The organism is Pseudomonas sp. TWP3-2, assembly GCF_049897765.1.
Taxonomy (GTDB): domain Bacteria; phylum Pseudomonadota; class Gammaproteobacteria; order Pseudomonadales; family Pseudomonadaceae; genus Aquipseudomonas.
Window position 1 is genome coordinate 1 of sequence record NZ_JAFCWW010000028.1, and the last position, 22,059, is coordinate 22,059.

Here is a 22,059-nt window from a genome sequence, read left to right on the forward strand (position 1 = left end):
CTTCACGACTTGCAGCTTGAAGCTGTCGTCGAATGCCCTGCGTTTTTTGGTCATGAATAACTCCTCGATAGATGCATTTTCCACCTATCGGGGTGTCCGGGGAAATTAGACCACTGCACTCAATCAACCAAAAACATCTCCCGACTCAACCCATGCCGCTGCATCTTTTCATTAAACGTCCGACGCGGCAGTTGCAGTTCTTCAAGCACCGCTTTCACATCACCCTTGTGCCGAGTCAACGCCGCACGCAAACACTGCGCCTCAAACGCTTCCTGCTGCGCCGCCAGCGACTGCCCCGGATCAATCCCCGGCGCCGGCTCGTCCAGCCCCAGCACCTGGCGTTCAGCAACGTTGGCCAACTCGCGCACATTGCCCGGCCAATCATGGCTGAGCAGATGACTCAACTGCGCCCCGGTCAACGGTGGAAAACTGCGTCCTAGGCGTTCGGCTGCATTGCGCGCAAAGGTTTCGAACAACAACGGAATGTCCTCGCGGCGATCACGCAGCGGCGGCAGTCGCAGTTCGGCGACGTTCAGGCGATACGCCAGATCCTCACGAAAGCGCCCGGCCCGCGCCTCATCCAGCAGATCCGGTTTGGTCGCTGCGACGATGCGCAAATCCACGCGAATACTCTGGTTCGCCCCCAGCCGCTCCAGCTTCTGCTCCTGCAACACGCGCAGCAGTTTCACCTGCTGAGCCAGCGGCATGCTTTCGATTTCATCGAGAAACAGCGTGCCGCCGTCGGCGTATTCCAGCTTGCCGATGCGCTTGCCGGATGCCCCGGTGAATGCGCCGCTCTCATGGCCGAACAATTCGGCTTCAAACAGTTGCTCGGGGATCGCCGCGCAGTTCAGCGCTACGAACGGTTTGTTCGCGCGCGGACCGAAATCGTGCAGGCAACGCGCGACCAGTTCCTTGCCGCTGCCGGTTTCGCCACGGATCAGCACGTTGACGGGCAGCGACGCCAGATCCAGCACTTGCCGGCGCAAGGTCTGCAAACCGCGCGACACACCGAGCAGCGTTGCATCCAGTTTGGCGCGGTTGTCAGCCTGTTCGTGCAACGCGCGGTTCTCCAACACCAGCCGACGCTTGTCCAGCGCGCGACGCAGGCTGCCGAGCAGGGTTTCGGGGCTGAAGGGTTTTTCCAGAAAATCGTAGGCACCGTCGCGCATCGCTTCGACTGCCATCGGCACGTCGCCGTGGCCAGTCAGCAGAATCACTGGCAAGTCAGCATCGCGGCGCTGCACTTCGGCCAGCAACTCCAAGCCACTCAGCCCCGGCATGCGCACGTCGCTGACGATCACTCCGGCGAAATGTGCGGGCAAGGCTGCCAGGCATTCTTCGGCGCGACTGAACAGTTGCACCTCGAACCCGGACAGGCTCAGCCACTGTTCAACGGCATTGCGGATACTGCTTTCGTCATCGACCACCATCACCGAATTGAGCATCACAGGTGCGCCTCCAGATCGATCGGCAAGGTCAGACTGAACACCGCGCCACTGGCGCCGTTTTCCGCGCTCAGGCGGCCGCCGGATTCATGCACGATGGCGAACGATACCGCCAGTCCCAGGCCCAGACCATCGCCCACCGGTTTGGTGGTGAAGAATGGGTCGAACACTTGGCTCAAATGTTCTTCGGCGATCCCGCCGCCGTTGTCGCTGACGCTCAGGCACCACAATTGTTCATCGGCGTCGAGACGAATTTCCAGACGCTTGCACGGTTTGCCCTGCATCGCATCAAGGGCGTTGCGCAGCAGGTTGATCAGCACTTGCTCCAGACGAATCGCATCCCCGCGCACCCACGCCGGCCGTGACAGATGCAACACCAGACTGACCTGTTCGTCACGCAGGCGCGCATCGAGCAACTGCAACGCCTGATCGACCACCGTCGCCAGGTCCAGCCGTTCGCGCAAGCCGCTGGGGCTTTTGCGGGCAAAGGTTTTCAGGTGGCCGGTGAGGGCGGCCATGCGCGTGAGCATGTCGTCCACCGGTTTCAGCGCCTTGTACGCATCGTCGACGCGACCGTGATCGAGCAGCAGCCTCAGAGTTGCAAGCTGCATGCGCTGGGCAGTCAGCGGCTGGTTGATTTCGTGAGCCAGCGCCGCCGACATTTGCCCGAGCGCCGCAAGTTTGGCTGACTGCACCAGCCCGTCCTGCGCAGTGCGCAAGTCGCGGGTGCGTTCTTGCACCAGTTGTTCGAGTTCTTCGCGGCTGCGCTGACGCAGTCTGGCCAGGCGCCAGCGCTGATTGAGGAACAGCAGCAGAAACACCAGCGCCAGCCACACTCCGGCAGCCGCCAACCCGGCGTTGCGCAGGTCTTCGAACGCCACTTGTGGATGTCGCAGCAGATGCAACGTCCAGCCTTCGGCGCTCAGCGGCAGCGATTCCCACAGATAATCCGCGGTGCCTTGCGGGCCTTCGACCCGGCGCAGGTCGCTGTTCTCATCGAAGTTACGCACTGGCAAGTAAGTGAGCGGCACCAGCGTTTGTTTGTCGTACTGACGGGTGGTTTTGATTTCCGCGTGATCACTGGCGCTCAGTGGTCGCAGCAGGCGATAACGCCAGCCGGGCTGATTGGCGATAAAGATGATCCCGCGCGCATCGCTGACCAGCAGGGTGTCACTGCCCTGACTCCACTCGCGTTCAAGCTCGGGGAATTCGAGCTTGACCACCATCGCGCCGAGGAACTGGTTGTTGTCACCGAGCACCGCGCTGGAAAGGAAATAACCGGGAATCCCGCTGGTCACGCCGACCGCGTAAAAACGCCCGGTGCCTTGAATTCGGGTCTGGCTGAAGTACGGGCGAAAACCGTAATTGTGGCCGACGTAGCTGCTGGGCAGGCGCCAGTTGCTGGCGGCCACCGCGAGGCCGGTGTGATCGAGCAGTTCAAGGGTCGAGGACTGAGCAGCGCCGTTGATTTTTTCCAGTTTCAGATTGAGCGCGGCTTGCTGTTCCGCGTCTACCGGTCCGGCCAGCGCCGAACGCAACTGCGGGTCCAGCGCGAGCACGGCGGGCAGGGCGCGGTAGCGGTCGATCAGGGTGTGCAGCGACGTGGCGTACAGTGCCAGTTGTTGATTGGCACGCGCGGCGTCTTCTTCCAGCGCCTGGCGTTCGGCGTGGCGAATCGCAAGCGTCGCGGCGAGGGCGGCGCCGGCGATGATCAGCAGGGTGTACAACGACAGACGCAAGGTACGGGAAGTCGCGAGCATTTGAAGTATCAGAGCAGGACGGAGCGAGCACGATAGCACGCACACTCACAGTTCTTGCTACGTGGCGCCTAGCGCACACGTCTGATCAAGGATTGGGTATGCCTCAACTGGGTGATGGTTGTGTCGGTAGCGCGTCTCACCGTTTCACGTGTGTCGCCTGCAGGTGCGCTGAAGATCTGGTTCGTAATCTTGCTGAGTGGCCTGTAAGTGTGGATTGAGTCGCGTCCAGCGGCGTCGAAATTCCGGTCCAGCTCACTGACCGAATCATTAAGAACGCCGATCATTGCCTCGATGTGCGCGTCAGCGTCATTGAGTTTCTTTTCGGTCAGATCGTCGCCCGCACCCGCGATTTCATGGAGTATTTCGACGGTGCCGGTCACGGTGCTCAACACTGCGCCGATTTCGCTGGAAAACGGGGTGTTAGCTGCTTTCATGCCTATGCCAGCTCCCACACTCACCACCTCCTTGCCTCCTTTGAGCCAACCTTTCTTGTTCATTTCAATGACACCCACGACGATTCCCCTGAATTTCTGGTAGGCATACGCGCCATATTCCATGGACTTGTATTCCCCCCGAGCCACGATACGGCCGGGATCAAGTTTGCCGCTTTTGAACTTGACCGATGCACCGACGCTCGTGCGTTCCAAGGCGAAATCGGTCCCCAGACTCACGCCTTTTTTAACCGCCATTCCGAGAAAAACACCAAACGCGACGCCGACCGGACCTGCTGCGGTCCCCAGTGCTGCTGCACCTAAACCGACGCCAATACCGATTCCGTAGGCAGTGATTTGCGCAGCCAGGTGGCCCCCGGTTCTCAAGGCCGCAGATTTGGCGTGCGCCGAGGCGGATAGATGATTGCCGATCTGCGTCTCCGCTTCTTGAGCGCGGCGCGTGGTCAGTTCAAGGATTTTCGTATGTCGCTCAATTGCCCTGGATAACGTCACGTCCGCCTGACGTCCACGTTTGAAGGTGCCGCTCTGGGTTTGGGGCTGGCCTGCGCCGGTATTTCGGTCGGTGAATTCGCCCAATCCTCGCCCGTCAGCGTCGATGTAAATGATGGGATTATTGCCAACAAACGCATACAGATTAGTCCCGTCTATATCCCCTGCCGGATCGGCACTGGTCCAGCGCCCCAGCCATGGCGCGTAGTATCGAGCGCCGTAGTGATACAACCCGCTGACATCCATTTCCTTGCCCGAGTAACGCAGGGTTTTATAGTCGACCTCGACGGCGGAGCGCGCGGTCAGGGACGCGGTGCCGCCAAACGGCAGGTAGACTTCCTCGCTGATCAATTGTGCCTGTGCATCCAGCTCTTTCACCGCCGATCCCAGATGATCGCTCAGCGTATAACGCACTTGATCGGCCGCGATACCCGACGGCTTACCGCGCACCCAATGCAGGCAGACCACGTTGCCCATTGTGCTGGCGAGGTTGATGCGATGGAGTTCTTCGCCGTTGTCCCGGGTGCAGATTTCCAGACCCTGCATATACCGCACTTCACTAAAGTGGATGACACTCGGCGTGTGGGTCTCGTGACGTTTATAGACCCGTTCGCCTTGGCTGTAGCGGTAAAACTCCTCGTCGTTCGCGCTGCTTCCGTTGCGATCGACCAAGGTGACGTTTGCCAGTTGACCGCGACTGTCCCAGTGCAATGGCATGCCTGGCTCCAAGGCCAGCATGTCACCGGCGGGGTTGAACAACTGCCGGAAGTCCGGCACCGGGTCTCCGGGTTTCCAGCGCACGCCGCGATTGCTGGCAGGGTCGATGAACATCTGCCGAGTATGGTTGGCGCCATCGCGCGCATGAATGGTCTTGATCAGGTTGTTGCCAGCGTCGTACTCGTAGGTTTCGGTGTAATTTTTACGGTTATTCGGGTCAGTCGGCGAGGGGCGTCCGGGAGTGTCCGAGTGCGGGGTGTCTGCATGGCCGGTGGCACTGTGCAGGCGGTACAGCGAGTCATAGGTGAACACCCGCTCGCCATCGATGCGCTGATTGGCGAAAAAACGCGCAGTGAAGAGGTGGTCAGTGATGGCGGTAATGTTGCCTACCCGGTCGTAGCGGTATTCGAGATCCTGGTGCATAGTCGCCGGATCCGATTGCGCTATCTGGCGGTGCAGGCGTCCGTTGGCCGGTTCGTACAGCCAGCGGCTGAGCACGCCATTGCCGGTCCGTTGCTCGGTGATCTGTCCGCTGGCGTTGTAGTGCGCATGCTCTAGCACCGTTTGCCATCCGGGGGCGCCGGCGATTTGTAATTTGAGTTGTTGAAGTTGTCCGGCAACGTCGTAGGTCGACTGTTGTGTATGACCGCCGGCATCGAGCTGTTCGAGCATCGCACCGGTGGGGCTGAATGTTCGCTGGCTGACAAAGGCTTTACCTTCGTGGAAGGTGCGTGTGTCGCGCAGTCCGGGACCAGTCAGCGCATAGCTGTGAAAATCGACGCTGCCCGACGGTTCTGTCATTGCGATGATTTGCCCGCGCAGGTTGCGCCCAGGGTCGGCCGTTACATCGGCATAGGTCAGGGTTTCAACTGCCGGCAATGCGTTCTCGTCGATACGCACCGGGCGCAACTGATCATCGTAAGTGCTGCGCCAGTGGTTGCCCTGTGCATCCCACCGCTGCCGTTCCTCTCCCGCCACTCCGGGCAGCACCAGACTCGATCCGGCATCGACGCTGTCGGCTTTGAGCGGCGCGCCGCGCAAATCGAAAAGGCTCGCGATGTTGGGCACGGACAGACGCGGATCGCGCTGCTCGATCAAGCGCCCGGCCGCATCGTGGCGCAGGCGGCTGACCAGCCCTTGTACGGGATCGCCTGCGACAGTACGCAAATAGGCGACTTGTCTGACTGGCAGGCCCCGGCCGTCAGTGGCCGTGAGCGAGGGCGTGCGGTCATGGGCTGAGCTAGACACGTTTTGTTCCGGTGAGGTATTTGTAAATCCTGGAATGCTTTTGCGGGGGCTTACGTTGCTGCTGCAAATACCGGGCATCAGTAGTACTCGCATCCTTGTAAGCTGCGATAGAAGCCTTGGCCCGGCCGATATTGGCGAGTGTTTCGCGGGTTTGTTGTTGCAGGCCTGACCGGCTGATCGAGGCACTTCCATCCGGGTCCAGAACATCGCTGCCCAGTGCATCGAATGCACTGTTGGCCAAGGCGGAATAATTTTCGACGGCCGCTTGCCAGTCGGTGAGCATTGTCTCGATCTTGCCAATCTTCACTGGGTCGAGCCCGGTCTTGATGTCTTCGGCTTCCACTGCTCGAGCGAACATGGCTAAAGTGGCGGGGATTATTGAAATCCACGACGCCATCACGCGGTTCATAAGAAAATCAGGCATCTGACGGGCCATATCGTCCGAAAAATCCCGCATCGTTCGTCTTTGCTTCCCGGGATCAGTCACACCCAAACCGCGATTTATCTCACTGACCGACATCGCCGAGGTTTGCGGAATCTGCGGGCCGAGAATGACCCCGGTTCTGGAGGCGATTTCGTTTGTGAACGGGTCGATCATTGCGCCTGCGATGTCACCGCCGATGTTGCCCCCAATCAGGCCGCCACTTGTCGCGTAGGGAATAAAAGACTGCACGCTCGGAATCACCATGTCCACCAGTCCTCCCCCGAAAACGCCGGCTTCGTAGCCAGCAATTCCTTTGCCCGTCTCGACCAAGAGGTTCGCCGCCAGGTTGCGTTTGATGTGTTTCCGATGACTGATGTTGTGCAACTGTTGGAGCAAGTGCTCGGAGTGTCCGGCGACAACGGAACTGAAGTCCGAATACTGTCTGATTGCGCTTTCTTCTCGTGAGTGGCCGCCGGAATCCACATAGCGCAGCGGATTGTTACCGACAAACGCATAGCGATTCAGCCCGTCCACATCCCCCGCCGGGTCGCTGCTGACCCAGCGCTGCAGCCACGGCGCGTAATAGCGCGCGCCGTAGTAGCACAGCCCGGAGACATCCATTTCCTTGCCTGAATAGCGCTCGAACTTGTAATCCACCTCAATCAGCGAGCGCGCCGCCATCGACGCGGTACCACCGAACGGGTAGTAGTTTTCCTGGCTGATCATCCGTGCGAGCTGATCCAGCTCCAGCACGCATGAACCCACATGATCCGTCTGGCTGAAGCGCAACTGATCGGCGTCGATGCCAGCGGGTTTCCCTGCCACCCAGTGCAGGCACTTCACATTGCTGATGCCGGTGTTGAAGGTGATCAGGTGCAGTTCTTCGCCGTTGTCCTTGGTGCGAATTTCGAGGTTTCCCAGATAACGTGCTTGATGAAAATGGCTGAGTGACGACGTGTGGGTCTCGTGGCGTTTGTAGACCCGTACGCCTTGGCTGTAGCGATACTGTTCGGTGTCGTGCGGCCCGGTGTCGTGTTCGACGAGCGTCACCGATGCCAGCTGGTTTTGCGCGTTCCACTGCAATGGCTGACCGGGTTGCAGGACCCGCAGGTTGCCGGCTGGGTCAAACAATGTGTCGAAGTCCGGAGCCGGGTCGCCGGGCTTCCAGCGCACGCCGCGGTTGCTGTCGGGGTCGATGAGCATTTCGCGGGTATGCGAGGCACCGTCGCGCACGTGGGTGAACTTGATCAGGTTGTTGCCGTCATCGTAGGTGTAGGTCCGGACGTAGTTGCGCCGGTCATTGGGGTCGGTCGGCTGCGGTCGCCCCGGGTTGTCTTCCTGCTTTCTGTTTTCGTCACTGCCGCTGGCGTGGCTCAGCCGGTAGAGCGAGTCATAGGCAAACGTGCGCTGACCGTCGACTCGCTGGTTGCGGAAAAACTTCGGCGTGAAGGTGTGATCGACAATGCTCTGGATGTTACCCACGCAGTCGTAGGTGTACTCCAGATCCTGAAGCGGCGGATCCGCTGCTTTCTGCGCAATTTGCCGGTGCAGACGGCCGTCGGCGGCGTGGTAATGCCAACGGCTGGTCACGCCGTTGCCGGCCAGTTGCTCGGTGATTTTTCCGTCGGCGCTGTACTGCGCGTCATTCAATATCGGTTGCGACGCCTGACCGCTGAGTTGCAGTTGCACCTGCACCAGTTGCCCGGCGATGTCATGGATCAATTGTTGCCGGTGCCCGCCGGCATCGGTGCTTTCCAGCAGCGCACCGAGGGGGCTGAATAGCTGATGACTGGTGAAGGATTCGCCGTCATGGAAAGTGCGGGTTTCAGTCCGGACCTGACCGGTGATGGCATAGCTTGGGAATTCAACAGCGCCCGATGGATCTTTCAGGCTGGTCAGTTGCCCGCGCAGGTTGTGAGTGGAGTCCGCCGTTGCGGGTGCATAGGTGAACGTTTCGATGCCCGGTACTGCGCTTTCTGCGATGGCGACCACGCGCAGCAGATTGTCATGCGTCATGCGTCGGTGGTTGTCGTGCGCGTCCCAGGTCTGCAGCGGCTCGCCGGCCAGTCCCGGCAGGTTGATGCTCGTGCCGCTATCGACATTGCAAGTCAACAGCGGCTGGCCAGTCAGCGCGTAAATGGTGGTGGTGTTGGGTGTTGACAGGCGCGGGTCACGTTGTGCCACTGCCTGGCCGGCAATGTCATGCTGCTGGCGGGTGATGAGCGACTGGACCGAGCCACCGGCAAGCGTGCGCAGGTATTCGATCTTCCTGACGGGAAGACCGCGCGAATCGCTGGCGACTACCGATGGGGTATTCGAATGCACACTGGTAATCATGACTTGGTCTTCTTCTGTTTCGCAGGGGTGCCAAGTCTGGCCGGTGCCGGGGCAATCGTGTCATCGGTGTCGTTGAAGTCGTAGCTGCAGGTGAACCAGGGATGGAGGATGTCGTAGGCCAGATGCCCCAAGGCGTTGATCGTCTTGATCGGTCGGCCCAATGCGTCGTAGAACAGCTGGTCGTGATAGCCGTGCTCGCGCATCGCGCTGTCCCTGATGTAATGCCAGGTATTCAGATAATACGGCCGGTAAACCCGGATGGTCTCGCCCTTGTGGTTGTACTCGACGCGCCCGCTGACGCGCCAGCGTGGGTCGGCCGGGGCTTCGATCAGCGTGCCATCCGGGCCAACCTCGAGATTGCCATCGGCCGTGGATACATACGCATCACCCGCCGGCACCAATTGTTTGCTTTGCAGCTCGCGGGCGAAACCGTCGAAATACCTGACAACGATCTGGATCAACTGCTGCGGATCATAGGGGTAGCGGTCGGCCATCAGCACGGCGCTGTGCACAGGCTGGCGTGCTGCGGTGTCAATCAGTTTGAGCAGGGTCTGTTCGCTGGCGGTGCGTTTTTTCAGTTTGCTCAGGTCGCGCAGGGCTGCAGCACGGACGTGGCCGCTGGGCAATATCCAGCCCTTGGCGATCCATTGTTTGCGTTTGAGTCGCAGTGCCGCAGGAGGCAAAGACACCATCCAGCTGAACGGTTCTGTGCGCATTGCACTGGCGGCGGACGCCACCACCCGTTCTGGATTGGCGATGGCGTAGGCCACGCTCAGATCGGTTTGTGGCGGGTAAAGGGTCAGCGGATCGAAACCGGCAGGCACTCCTTCTTCTGTGCCGTGAAAACTGAGGGCCATGGGCTGACCGCCGGGTTCGTAAAGCACTTCCTGAGTGTTCTCGTTGGGATCCTTGATCCTCACCGGCAAGAGGGTGTGCGTGTCGTAGATGATGTTGGTCACGCAGCCATCCGGCTGGGTGATGGCAATGGTGTGCAGGTGGTTGGCGTCGCGGGTTATTTCGGTCACGCCATGGCTGGCAGTGGGTTGCGCAGTGAGGGGCTGAAAGAAGCCCGCGGCATCGGCAAAAGTGAAAAACCCGCTCTGGGCCGACCACAGGGTTTCCAGAGGGTCTTGCACTGGATCCTCCGGGAAAAACAGGTTCATCGCCTGGTATCCCATTGCTCTTAATTCTGCACGAATGACAATTGGCGGGTTGACGCTGTCGTAAGCCGCAAGCGCTTTTTCATCGAACACCGCCTGCTCTGTCGGGCCTGGCAGCGGCGGATACAGTTGTGTGCCGTCGGGGGCTTTCAGATACGTTTGCCGAGACAGTGCGGTCAGTTCGCGCAGCGCGGTCCATTCGGGACTGGCGTGATGAGCGGCAAATTGTTCGCAACTGATCTGGGCCGGGGTCAGTCCACCGGGCAGCAAACCCTCGGGCATGATCCACGCATTGCCGCGCTGCCGCGAAGGCAGTCCGAGATGCCAGCGGGTCGGGTCAGTCAGGTGAATGAAATCAGCGAACGTCTCTGTCAGGTAAAAGACTTCTTGCTGCGGGTCGAAGCTGTCTGCCCAGGCTTGCTTTTGATCTTCCTCTTCGAATGGGTCCGTGGCGCTGCGACGGCGCGGACAGTCGACGGTGATGCTGTGCTCAGGCATCCCGAACTGATCCCACTCCAGATTGACCACGTGCTGACAACGCGGGTCATCCATGAAGCGTTCGTATTGGTGACTGCGGGTTTCCTGTTCCAGCACCAGCTGGCTGGATGGAGTGTCGATGACTTGCCGAACCCGGTAGCGATGCTCGGTCAACGAGAACAGGCGAGCCGTCGACGGGTCATCGGCCTGGGTCACTTCGCTGCGCAGTGCCCGACCGGCGAGGGCGTAGGCGATTTCGGCCTCATCGGCGGCGCGCCGCTTGTGAATGCGCTCTGCGCCGCGTTTGGCATCGAACGCGGTAATGACGGTTGGGCCGAGGGGGGAGATCTCATTGTCGAGGTCGCAAGTGTCCTTCAAGTCCTGATCAACGAATTGACCGACATGGAACCAGTTTTTTACCCGCATCGGGGCGGTATGGCCGCTCGCGGCCTTGCCCGGTTCCAGTTCACTGTCGGTCTGATAGACCCGCGCAAACCCGCGGAACTCTCGCTCGAGCCCGTCGTAATAGCCCTGAAAATACTCGAACGACTGCATCAGGTAATTGCCGGTAATTTCATCCTCCTGACGCAACCACTTGACCACCATCTGCGAGATCGGCAAGTGGCACACGGGATGTCTGCGTGCGACCAGTTCCTGGCGTTTTTCATCCAGCCAGTACTGCGCGCTGCTGCGGTATTGCAGCGTGGCGTTGTAGCCCATGTTGTTATTGCTGCCGATAAGCATGTAAGGACGGTTGCTGACGAAGTGATACACCCAGTGCTGCGCCTTCATGTGCGGCACGGTCAGCAGCAGGCTGGCGCAGCCCAGCCCTTGCAGATCGGCGAAGGTCACCTGGCAGAGATTGTCGTAGCGAATGCCGGCAGGCCATGCCACCCGGATCGGCGTCGGCGCCAGTCGATTGCCGCCATGGTTGAGCCAGATCTCGAAATAGTCCGAGGACAGATAAATAAACGCCGGGGCGCCGGAGCCGTCGATATCGGCGATCCGCACCCGGTCCGCATCGAATTCGCCATACCCGAAAGGCAAGTCGCTCAGCTTGAAACCCGTTTCAAACCGGCCATGGCCGAGGCTGGGCCAGCATCTGATTTCATCGTGACGGATGCGGCACAGCTCCGTGCCGCTGGCGCCCAGTCCGCTGATCATCACCAGTTCGCTGCGGGCGTCGCTGAACAGCGGCAGTCTGTCCGGGCCATGGGGTTGATTCTTGCCGGCAGCAAAGCCTTGCTCGCGCAGGTTGGCGTACACCCGTACGCTGTTCGGGCCGACCATCGCAACCGATTGCAGGCCGTCGCCGATCAAGTCCCCGAGTTGCGCCAAATGATGAAAGAACTCGACCGGAAATTGCGCAAACGGCTTGAACAGCGACCAACTGCCATCCGGGTTGAGGGTGTAATAACCGCTTAGCCCCGGTTGCGCGACAATCCAGTCCAGGCGCCCGTCGCCGGTCAGATCGGTGAGGACCTGCACCACCGGTTTGCTGCTGTCCGCATTCGGGATCAGCGGCAACAAGGTCCACGGGCCATAAATGACTTCATCAGTGCCGGGCGTGCCGCGCAAGGGTTCGCGGTAGTACCACGCGCCGTCGTACTGACAGAGGATTCCGGGCAGGCCTTCGCCATTCAGGTCAACGCAGTGGTAAGGCTGGCCGTCGTTGAGACCGGGCATGTTATCGAGTTGCAAGAACGGCTGCGGCTGGGTGTCGAGCACCGCGTCTTGATAGAACAACTCGATTGGTGGTGTGTGCTTGACCAGACCCGTTGCGTCGTAACTCATGGAGTGCGCCGCTTTCAACTGGCTGTATTGCTGCGGTGTTTCTTCGTGCTCCAGCAACAGACGGTTGACCAGCACCTTGGAGGTCCCGATGTTGTTGAACAGCAGGAACTGTTTGCAAAGGCGTCGGGTAGCAAGTTCGAAGCCATAGCGGTACATGCGAAAGGGGTCGGAGCGCACCGTCCAGGCGTTTTCATTGGGTGCTACAAACGGTGGAACATCATCGAGTCCGGCGACGCGTTCGCCGTAATCGACGATCAGCCGGAACAGCCAGTCGAGTAATTGCGGTTGCGCATGATCAAAGCAGTACAGGTCAGTACTGGCGGTTTTGTTGCAGTAGCACACCTGCCGCAGATAGCGTTGGGTTTGGTAGTCAAAGCGAGGGTCAGCAACCTGGTCGTCGCGCTTGTACTCATAGAAAATGTTTTCGCCCACCGGGTTTCTGATTTCCGTCAGCAACCACTCGGCGATGTGGGTCGGCTCCTTCGGGTCGTAGATGCACGCATCGTCGTTGTAGCCGTAGCAATAGCGCGTACCGTCGGCGCCGTAGACGATCCAGAACGGTTTGCCGACGTCGGGGGTCCAGAGTTCGTAACGGTCGAACGACGTTTCCTGACGCGGAATGTATTTCACGATCGAAAATTTTCTGGCTTGCCGGCCTTTGCCGCGGGTTCGCCGGGTCGACTTGATCTTGCCGCGCGTGGTCACTTCGGGATGTAGATCGGTGCCACCAGCCTGCATGACGTCGTCCGCCAAGTATTGCGGCACACCTTTGCTGGTCTTGCGGATGATGGCGCCGGGATTGATCTGCCAGCCGAGGCCGCATTTGCCGTTGCCCGAACTGCCGTCATAGACCAGATCCAGTGCCGGATTGAGCGATCGCGCATCGAGGAACGGCACCGGTATGGCGTATGACCGCCCGCCCGTCACGCCTATTTCTCCCCAACTGCGTCCACCCGCAGTCGTCGACGCAGATTTGGCGATGGACGGTGGGGTGATCAGCGCAACTGCATCAAGGGACATGGCAACGCAACCAGTGAATGCCGAGGCTGCACGCTAACAGACTGCTTGTAGCGCGACACCTGTCAGATCTGACAGGTGCCACGCGCTTCATTTTATGGCAGGCAATAAAAAAAAACGGGCGATCATTGCTGATCGCCCGGTTTTTTTTGCCAGCAGATGAAAGCCTTACTGCACTTCTACCGCCAGGCTTTCGCTGATCTTCTTCTGCCAGATCGCAGGACCGGTGATGTGTACCGATTCACCCTTGCTGTCCACCGCGACGGTGACCGGCATGTCCTTGACCTCGAACTCGTAGATCGCTTCCATGCCCAGCTCGGCGAATGCCAATACCTTGGACTTCTTGATCGCCTGAGCAACCAGGTAGGCGGCGCCGCCGACAGCCATCAGGTACACGGCTTTGTTGTCCTTGATCGCTTCGATCGCGGTCGGGCCGCGCTCGGATTTGCCGATCATGCCCAACAGGCCGGTCTGCTCGAGGATCTGCCGGGTGAACTTGTCCATCCGCGTGGCGGTGGTCGGGCCGGCTGGGCCAACCACTTCGTCACCGACCGGATCAACCGGGCCGACGTAGTAGATGAAGCGACCTTTCAGGTCAACCGGCAGGGTTTCACCCTTGTTCAGCATCTCGACCATGCGCTTGTGCGCGGCGTCGCGACCGGTGAGCATCTTGCCGTTGAGCAGCACGGTTTCGCCCGGCTTCCAGCTCTGCACGTCTTCCGGGGTCAGGGTGTCGAGATTCACGCGACGGGCCGACGGGCCGGCTTCCCAGACGATTTCCGGGTAGGCGTCCAGCGGTGGCGCTTCGAGCGAGGCCGGGCCGGAACCGTCGAGCACGAAGTGTGCGTGACGGGTGGCGGCGCAGTTCGGGATCATGCACACCGGCAGCGAGGCTGCGTGGGTCGGGTAATCCATGATCTTCACGTCGAGCACGGTGGTCAGGCCACCGAGGCCCTGGGCGCCGATGCCCAACTGGTTGACCTTCTCGAACAGCTCCAGACGCATTTCTTCGATGCGGTTGGACGGGCCACGCTTTTTCAGCTCGTGAATGTCGATGGATTCCATCAACACTTCTTTCGCCATCACCGCGGCTTTCTCGGCGGTGCCACCGATGCCGATGCCGAGCATGCCCGGTGGGCACCAGCCGGCACCCATGGTCGGAACGGTCTTCAATACCCAGTCGACGATCGAGTCGGACGGGTTGAGCATGGCCATTTTCGACTTGTTCTCGGAACCGCCGCCCTTGGCCGCCACGTCCACTTCCACGGTATTACCCGGGACGATGGAGTAGTGGATCACGGCCGGGGTGTTGTCCTTGGTGTTCTTGCGAGCGCCCGCCGGGTCGGCGAGGATCGAAGCACGCAGGACGTTTTCCGGCAGGTTGTACGCCTGGCGCACGCCCTGGTTGATCATGTCGTCCAGGCTCATGGTGGCGCCATCCCAGCGCACGTCCATGCCCACGCGGACAAATACGGTGACGATGCCGGTGTCCTGGCAGATCGGCCGGTGGCCGGTGGCGCACATGCGCGAGTTGATCAGGATCTGCGCCATCGAGTCACGGGCCGCTGGCGATTCTTCGCGCAGGTAGGCTTCGTGCATCGCCTGGATGAAATCCACCGGGTGGTAATAGGAAATGAACTGCAGGGCGTCGGCAACGCTCTGAATCAGGTCGTCTTGCTTGATCACGGTCATGAGTCGCGCTCCTCTGTAAGACGGGAACATTCAATAAGGTGCCTGCGGCTTGGGTGCATCGGTCGACCGCAGACACCTTTCAAGGCACGCCGGGGTAGCTGGCGCGACGCTAAAAAGGCGCGGCAGTATAGCGCGCCTCGGGGGCAGGGGCATCTGCCGGGAGTCATTCGTTGGTCGCATGGTTGGCGGCGCATTTGCTGGTTGGGTTGCGAGTCAAAAGCTTACCCCCTCACCCCAACCCTCCCGAACGTCGGACCGCCCCCAAGGTGGCGAGGGGGAAAGGGAGCCGATTTGCGTCGTTTTCAGAACCTGAGTTCAACGCGGTGTTTCACGTCGGCGCGAGTCGAATAAACACCTCGGTCAGTCCCCTCTCCCTCCGGGAGAGGGCTAGGGTGAGGGGCTTTTGGCGTTTTTCAGGCCACACTTTTGACGCCAATTATCCGGCCCGAAAATCAATGGTCATTTATCGACCGCGCCACTAAAGTGGCAGCCGGTCTGTAGAGTAGGACACTCAGTCAGCCTCCTATCGCACGGTGAGTCAACGATTGACCCATAACGCCATTCAACGCCTTTTGCTCAAACGCTTTGCCCTTGCAGCCGGCACTTATGGACTGGCATTGCTGCTACTGTGGCTGGCGTTTTTCACCGGGCATTACAATCAGCCACTGAGCACAGTGGCCATCGGCAGCGCCCTGGTCGTGATCAGCCAGGCGATTCTGTTTGCCGTATTTTTATCCGGCTGCAACCTGCGCTTCTCCGACCCGAGCCTGACCGAAGCCCAAGTGCTGCTCGGCATCGGCTGGCAGACCTGGCTGATCTCCCATGTGCACGAGGCCCGCGGCGAATTTCTGGTGTTCTACGTGTTGATCCTGCTGTTCGGCCTGTTCCATCTGTCGCGGCGTGCCTTCACGCGGTGTGCGCTGTTGGTGTTCTGCAGTTTCTGCGCGATCACTCTGTGGGACGGTTACCACTTCCGCTTGCCCGACCCGGCGCTCGCCGCATTGCAGGTCAGCATTTTGTTCATGGTGCTGGCGTGGCTGGTCCTTTACGCACGCTTCGTGCAGACCTCGCGTCAACGCATGCGTCAGCGGCGGTTTGCCTTGCAAGCGCATCAGGACACGCTGCGCGGGATGATGCGCCAGCTCGAAGACCTGGTGGCCACCGACGAATTGACCGGGCTGTTCAACCGCCGGCATTTCCTGCGTCTGGCCACGCGCGAACTGGATGCGATGGAGGCCGACATGGTGCACGGTCTGGCGTTGATCGACCTCGACCACTTCAAACGCATCAACGATGTGCATGGCCATGCGGCGGGCGATCAGGTGTTGCAGGCATTCGCCGGGGTGGCCGGTGCCTGTCTGCGCGAGGGCGATGTGTTGGCGCGTTACGGCGGAGAAGAGTTCGTGGTGTTGCTGCCAGACTGCGACGCCGAGCGTCTGACCGCGTGTTGCGAACGTCTGCGCATCGCGTTCACCGATGTCGAACTGGTCGGCCTCAAGGTAAAAAACCTCAGCCTGTCAGCGGGCATGACGTTGCTTGAATTGGGCGATGATCTGGATGACGCCTTGCAGCGTGCCGATCAGGCGCTCTATCGCGCCAAGCGCGACGGGCGCAATCGCTGCGCGGCGGCGTGGGAGAACGTCGATGCCTGAACTGCGCGTCGGTGAACAGCAATGGTCAGTGGCGGCTGGCAGCAATCTGCTCGATGCGCTGAACCAGAACGGCGTGGCCGTGCCCTATAGTTGCCGCGCCGGCAGTTGCCATGCGTGTCTGGTGCAATGTATGCAAGGTCTGCCGGCCGACAGTCGCCCCGACGCGTTGAGCGCCGAACAGCGTCAGCAGGGTTGGCGGCTGGCCTGTCAGTGTCAGGTGATTGAAGATCTGCAGGTGCACACCTTTGATCCGCTCAGCGACGGTCGCCCTGCAGTGGTCGAGGCGCTCGACTGGCTCGGCGACAACGTGCTGCGTCTGCGCCTGACACCACAGCGGCCATTGCGCTACAGCGCCGGCCAGCATCTGGTGTTGTGGGCGGGTAACGTGGCGCGGCCGTACTCGCTGGCCAGCCTGCCGGAAGAAGACCGCTTCCTCGAATTCCACCTCGATTGCCGCCAGCCCGGCGAATTCAGCGATGCCGCCCGGCGCCTGCAGATTGGCGATCCGATCCGCCTCGGCGAACTGCGCGGTGGCGCACTGCATTACGACCCGGACTGGCACGAGCGGCCACTGTTGCTGCTTGCCGCCGGCACCGGGCTCGGCCCGTTGTTCGGCGTGTTGCGCGAAGCGTTGCGTCAGGATCACCAAGGCGCCATTCGCGTCATTCACCTGGCGCATGACGCCGACCAGCATTATCTGGCCAGACCGCTTGAGGCACTGGCGGCGCAGCGCGAAAACCTCAGTGTCGAGCTGTGGACGGCGGCCGAGTTGCCGGGTGCTTTGGCGCAACTGCGCCTTGTTTCCCGGCAAACCCTGGCCTTAGTCTGCGGCTCGACTGCCAGCGTTGATGCGTTTGCCAAACGTCTGTACCTGGCCGGACTGCCGCGCAATCAACTGCTGGCCGATGTATTCCTCAGTCGTGGTTGAGCGCTGATTTCTCAGAGCGAGATACGCCATGCCCGAAGCCATTGTGTTGCAACGCGAACGCGGTTTGCTGACCCTGCGCCTCAACCGCCCGGACAAGAAAAACGCCCTGACCCGCGCCATGTACAGCCAACTGGCCGCCGCGCTGAAACAGGCTGACAGCGACCCGGAAATCAACGCGGTACTGATCAGAGGCAGCGCCGAGTGCTTCACCGCCGGCAATGACATCGCCGACTTCATCCAGCAACCGCCGAGCGATCTCGACAGCCCGGTGTTTCATTTCATGCTGAATTTGCTGGAATGCCGTAAACCAGTGATCGCGGCGGTAGCGGGAGCGGCAGTAGGGATCGGCACGACGATGTTGCTGCATTGTGATTTGGTCTACGTCGCCCGCGACGCCCGTTTGCGCATGCCGTTCGTGAATCTGGGGTTGTGCCCGGAATTCGGTTCCAGCCTGATCCTGCCGCGGTTGCTTGGGCAGGCTAAAGCGTCGGAATTATTGCTGCTTGGCGAAAGTTTTACCGGCGAGCAAGCGGCGCAGTGGGGGATCGCGACCGAAGCGTTGGGCAGTGGCGAAGCGGCGTTGGCCAAGGCGCGGGAGATGGCGCTGCGTTTTGACGAGTTACCGGCGGAGGCGGTGCGTATCAGCAAGCAGTTGATGCGCGCGCCGGATCGCGAACTGATCCGCAAAGTGATCGAGAAGGAGGGGGCGCTGTTCACCCAACGGCTGCGATCGCCGGAGGCTTTGGCGGCGTTGACCGGGTTTATCAAACGGCATTGAATTTTCGCTGATTTAGCCGGCCTCATCGCTGGCAAGTCGAATCGTCGCACCGCAGCTCCCACAGGGTTTGGGGCGACCGCCAATTTGTGGCCAACAGAGAAACTTGTGGGAGCTGGCTTGCCAGCGATGAGGCCGGAGCAGGCAACACACCATTTGGATCAGAATGCAAAAAAGCCCCGACACTCAAATGCCGGGGCTTTTCATTTACAGCAGTCGATCACTCAGACCTGCGGATCGCCAACGTGCAGGATCTTCATGCCGTTGGTGCCGCCAGTGGTGTGATAGCTATCACCCTTGGTCAGAATCACCCAGTCGCCTTTCTCGACAACGCCACGCTTGACCAGCTCGTCGATCGCCTTCTGGCTCACTTCGTGCGGCGGCAGCGAGGCCGGGTCGAACGGTACGGTGTACACGCCACGGAACATCGCCGCGCGGGCCTGGGTTTCGCGGTGCGGGGAGAACGCGTAGATCGGCACCGAAGAACGGATGCGCGACATGATCAACGGCGTGTAGCCACTCTCGGTCAGCGCGATGATCGCCTTCACACCCGGGAAGTGGTTGGCGGTGTACATGGCCGCCAGCGCGATACTCTGATCACAGCTTTCGAAGACCTTGCCAATGCGGTGGCTGGAGGTCTTGCCGGTCGGGTGCTTTTCAGCGCCGACGCAGATGCGCGCCATTGCCTGCACAGCTTCCAGCGGATACAGCCCGGCAGCCGATTCGGCGGACAACATCACGGCGTCGGTGTAGTCGAGCACGGCGTTGGCCACGTCGGACACTTCGGCGCGGGTCGGCATCGGGTTCTGGATCATCGACTCCATCATCTGGGTCGCCACGATCACAGCCTTGTTGTGGCGGCGTGCGTGCAGAATGATTTTCTTCTGAATGCCTACCAGCTCGGCGTCGCCGATTTCCACACCGAGGTCACCACGGGCAACCATCACCGCGTCGGAGGCCTGGATCAGACCGTCGAGGGTTTCGTCGTCTGCCACGGCTTCGGCGCGTTCGATCTTCGCCACCAGCCAGGCAGTACCGCCGGCCTCGTCGCGCAGTTGACGGGCGTAGTTCATGTCGGCGGCGTCACGCGGGAAGGACACCGCGAGGTAGTCGACTTCCATTTCCGCGGCGAGCTTGATGTCGGCCTTGTCTTTTTCCGTCAGGGCCGGCGCAGTCAGGCCGCCACCGCGACGGTTGATGCCTTTGTGATCCGACAGCGGGCCGCCGATGGTCACGGTGCAATGCAGCGCATCATCAGTTTGCGTGTCAACGCGCATCACTACGCGGCCGTCGTCGAGCAGCAGCTCGTCGCCCACGCCGCAGTCCTTGACCAGATCCGGGTAGTCGATGCCGACCACTTGCTGGTTGCCTTCGGTCAACGGATGGCTGGTGGAGAAGGTGAACTTGTCACCGATCTTCAGCTCGATCTTCTTGTTGGCGAATTTGGCGATACGGATTTTCGGGCCTTGCAGGTCACCCAGCAGGGCGACAAAGCGGCCGTGCTTGGCAGCGAGGTCACGCACCAGCTTCGCGCGAGCCTTGTGCTCGTCGGGGGTGCCGTGGGAGAAGTTCAGACGGGCGACGTCCAGACCAGCCAGAATCAGCTGTTCGAGAACTTCCGGCGAGTTACTGGCCGGGCCAAGGGTAGCGACGATTTTGGTACGACGGACGGACATGCAAAGACTCCTCAGGTTCAAGCGCTCGCAGAGGCTACTATGCTCGGAGGGTGTAGTCATTGTTCGTTTGCACTACTTATTCGTTTGTTTTTCGAAATGAACATTTCCGAGGATTTTCGCGGGAGGCGGTAGGCCGTTGGTCGGGACTGTCATTTCTGTCAGGTGGCAAATGGATGCTGCCCTGATGGAATGCTCGCAACCTCGCCAAGGGTGGCGAGTCATGGAGATGAACGATGAGTAATCCAGCACAGGCAGTGGCGACACCCGTGTTCATAGATCCCGTTGAAGGCGCGAGTGAAACCCTGCCAGTAAACTTGGCCGGAACGTCTGACCCACTTGCAACAGTTGAAGTTTTCATTACGGCGTCGCCACTGTTGGTAGTCAGCGCCACTGCCGACGGATCTGGCAATTGGAAAGCAGTCACGACGAATTTACCCAAGGGAAACGTCAGTGTCACAGCTCGTGCGATTCTGAATAGTAACTTCTCAGCATGGTCATCCCCTCGGAGTTTCACTGTTGCGTAATTGAGCTGTTCGTCGTGAAAGCCCATCGCCTTGTTCCGGTGGGCGTTTCCAATTCGAGTGAAGTCTCCGTTAGTGCTGGATCAATATCGCAGACTACAGTCTGCAATGCCCAAAACGCGCATTGAAGATTTCGCGGCAAGGGTCGATACAGAGCACAAGACAGGAGAACCCCCATGCGATTGTTGCCCATTGCCGCCCTTGCCCTCGCCGTTATCAGCGTCACGGGCTGCACCCGTTGGTCGATGAACCATCATTTGAATAACGCCTACAGCGCCTATGACCGCGGCAATTGCGAGCAGGTGATGCTCGAACTGTCCAAGGTCGAGCGCTCCAGCCGTGCGCGGCCGTATGTATGGCCGGAAGTGTCGATGATGCGCGGCCAGTGCCTCGAGCGGCAGAAACTGTTCGTCGATGCGGCGCAGACCTATCAGTTCATCATTGCTTCGTACCCCAACAGCGAATACGCCTACCGTGCCCGCGCGCGTCTGGAAACCTTGCAGAGCCTGGGTCACTACCCGACGCGCAGCGCTGCCGCCGTGGTACGTCCGACACGTTTCTGATTGCACTTGTCATACAAAAGCTGGCCGCTTGTACAGGCTCAGCTATAGTCCAGTGACACCGATTCAGAGTTGTGCTTTTGAGTCGGCGCAACACCTGCAACTGGCATGAGAAGTAAGTGACGGCGATTTGGCGACTGTCACACCGGAAGCGGGGAGAGCGCGGCTGACGCACGGCCACGTTCCGAAGCAAAGGTGCGGCTCTGTGACAGGGCCTTGCATGGCGAACTGCGCATGTTTACCGACCGTCGCATCGAACGGCACTTGCTGCCATATTTTCTGCGAGTGTTCAACAGCGTCACCGACAAACCCATCGGCTTTCTGGGCAACGTGTCTGAAGACGGGTTGATGCTCATCAGTCAGTTGCCGATGATGATCGGTGCCGATTTCAATCTGCGTTTGAAAATCCCGCTGGGCGACGGCTACCAACAAGTAGTCGACCTCAGCGCGTGCTGCCTGTGGTGCCACGAAGACGCGACCCCTCAACATTACGACGCCGGTTTCAGCCTGCAACGGGCACCGCCGGAGTATGAGCAGTTGGTTGAGGCGTTGCGCCAGTATTTCAGTTTTCAGCCACTGCCTGCGTCTGCCTGATTCAAAACCGCCAGCGATGGCTTTAGAACCGACGCCACCCATTTAAATCGCTCGCGACCAAGCGAAGGGGTGGCGCCTTGAGCAGGTTAGTCGAACGGGAGGAATCACGAAAAAACGGCGCGCCCGGAGGCGCCCTGCACACAGCCACCATCGAGTGCGGGGATAGGGATTACCCGACTTGATGACGCTTATGCACCTTCGCGATACCTCCCAGGCGACTAAACCCGGCCGCTGATTGGCAGCGACGGGGATCAAGTTACGGGGCAACGCCAAGGCGCACAAGCCGGCGGATTCTGAGTGATGTGTAGGCAACGGCGCAAGGCAATGTAGCCCGTTGT

The 22,059-nt window shown here is 60.2% G+C and carries 12 protein-coding genes; 5 read left to right on the forward strand and 7 right to left on the reverse strand.

Features of this window, described 5'->3' with window-relative positions; translation table 11 throughout:
- Window positions 1-119: 119 nt before the first annotated feature.
- The 6 genes from ACP7EE_RS25655 to ACP7EE_RS25680 all read right to left on the reverse strand — a co-directional run bounded on the left by ACP7EE_RS25655 (window position 120) and on the right by ACP7EE_RS25680 (window position 15,015).
- The gene (locus ACP7EE_RS25655) at window positions 120-1,448 is read right to left on the reverse strand and encodes a sigma-54-dependent transcriptional regulator (protein ID WP_426237743.1); all 1,329 of its coding nucleotides are present in this window, start codon (window positions 1,446-1,448) and stop codon (window positions 120-122) included.
- Window positions 1,448-3,208, reverse strand: coding sequence for an ATP-binding protein (locus ACP7EE_RS25660; RefSeq protein WP_426237702.1), 1,761 nt, complete (start codon window positions 3,206-3,208; stop codon window positions 1,448-1,450). The genes ACP7EE_RS25655 and ACP7EE_RS25660 overlap by 1 nt, the downstream gene beginning before the upstream one ends.
- A gap of 68 nt (window positions 3,209-3,276) precedes the next feature.
- Window positions 3,277-6,114 (reverse strand): RHS repeat-associated core domain-containing protein, encoded by a 2,838-nt coding sequence (locus ACP7EE_RS25665; RefSeq protein ID WP_426237704.1) that lies wholly within the window; start codon window positions 6,112-6,114, stop codon window positions 3,277-3,279.
- Complete coding sequence (locus ACP7EE_RS25670; RefSeq protein ID WP_426237706.1) at window positions 6,107-8,875, reverse strand: RHS repeat-associated core domain-containing protein; 2,769 nt, start codon at window positions 8,873-8,875, stop codon at window positions 6,107-6,109. Before ACP7EE_RS25670 ends, ACP7EE_RS25665 begins: the two co-directional genes overlap by 8 nt.
- Window positions 8,872-13,326, reverse strand: a complete 4,455-nt coding sequence (locus ACP7EE_RS25675) for a SpvB/TcaC N-terminal domain-containing protein (protein WP_426237708.1) — start codon at window positions 13,324-13,326, stop codon at window positions 8,872-8,874. The genes ACP7EE_RS25670 and ACP7EE_RS25675 overlap by 4 nt, the downstream gene beginning before the upstream one ends.
- Window positions 13,327-13,491: 165 nt before the next feature.
- Window positions 13,492-15,015, reverse strand: coding sequence for a fumarate hydratase (locus ACP7EE_RS25680; RefSeq protein WP_426206915.1), 1,524 nt, complete (start codon window positions 15,013-15,015; stop codon window positions 13,492-13,494).
- Window positions 15,016-15,560: 545 nt separating this feature from the next.
- On the opposite strand from ACP7EE_RS25680, the gene ACP7EE_RS25685 reads away from it, so the two are divergent.
- The 3 genes from ACP7EE_RS25685 to ACP7EE_RS25695 are packed head-to-tail and all read left to right on the forward strand — an operon-like array spanning window position 15,561 to window position 18,373.
- Window positions 15,561-16,667 (forward strand): GGDEF domain-containing protein, encoded by a 1,107-nt coding sequence (locus ACP7EE_RS25685; RefSeq protein WP_420646267.1) that lies wholly within the window; start codon window positions 15,561-15,563, stop codon window positions 16,665-16,667.
- On the forward strand, window positions 16,660-17,595 hold the full coding sequence (locus ACP7EE_RS25690) for an iron-sulfur-binding ferredoxin reductase (protein WP_426237710.1): 936 nt from the start codon (window positions 16,660-16,662) through the stop codon (window positions 17,593-17,595). Before ACP7EE_RS25685 ends, ACP7EE_RS25690 begins: the two co-directional genes overlap by 8 nt.
- Before the next feature lie 28 nt (window positions 17,596-17,623).
- Window positions 17,624-18,373 carry an enoyl-CoA hydratase-related protein gene (locus ACP7EE_RS25695; RefSeq protein ID WP_426237712.1) on the forward strand — a complete coding sequence of 250 codons (750 nt, stop codon included), beginning with the start codon at window positions 17,624-17,626 and terminating at the stop codon, window positions 18,371-18,373.
- A 221-nt stretch (window positions 18,374-18,594) separates the two neighbouring features.
- Here the strand turns inward: ACP7EE_RS25695 and pyk are convergent, their stop codons facing one another.
- Window positions 18,595-20,046 (reverse strand): pyruvate kinase, encoded by a 1,452-nt coding sequence (gene pyk / locus ACP7EE_RS25700; protein ID WP_420646270.1) that lies wholly within the window; start codon window positions 20,044-20,046, stop codon window positions 18,595-18,597.
- Between the two features lie 697 nt (window positions 20,047-20,743).
- Here pyk and ACP7EE_RS25705 point away from each other — a divergent pair.
- Together ACP7EE_RS25705 and ACP7EE_RS25710 are read left to right on the forward strand one after the other, a co-directional pair.
- Entirely contained in the window at window positions 20,744-21,130 is a 387-nt protein-coding gene (locus tag ACP7EE_RS25705; RefSeq protein WP_420646271.1) for a tetratricopeptide repeat protein, read from the forward strand.
- A 231-nt stretch (window positions 21,131-21,361) separates the two neighbouring features.
- Window positions 21,362-21,721 (forward strand): PilZ domain-containing protein, encoded by a 360-nt coding sequence (locus ACP7EE_RS25710; protein WP_420646272.1) that lies wholly within the window; start codon window positions 21,362-21,364, stop codon window positions 21,719-21,721.
- Window positions 21,722-22,059 lie beyond the last annotated feature (338 nt).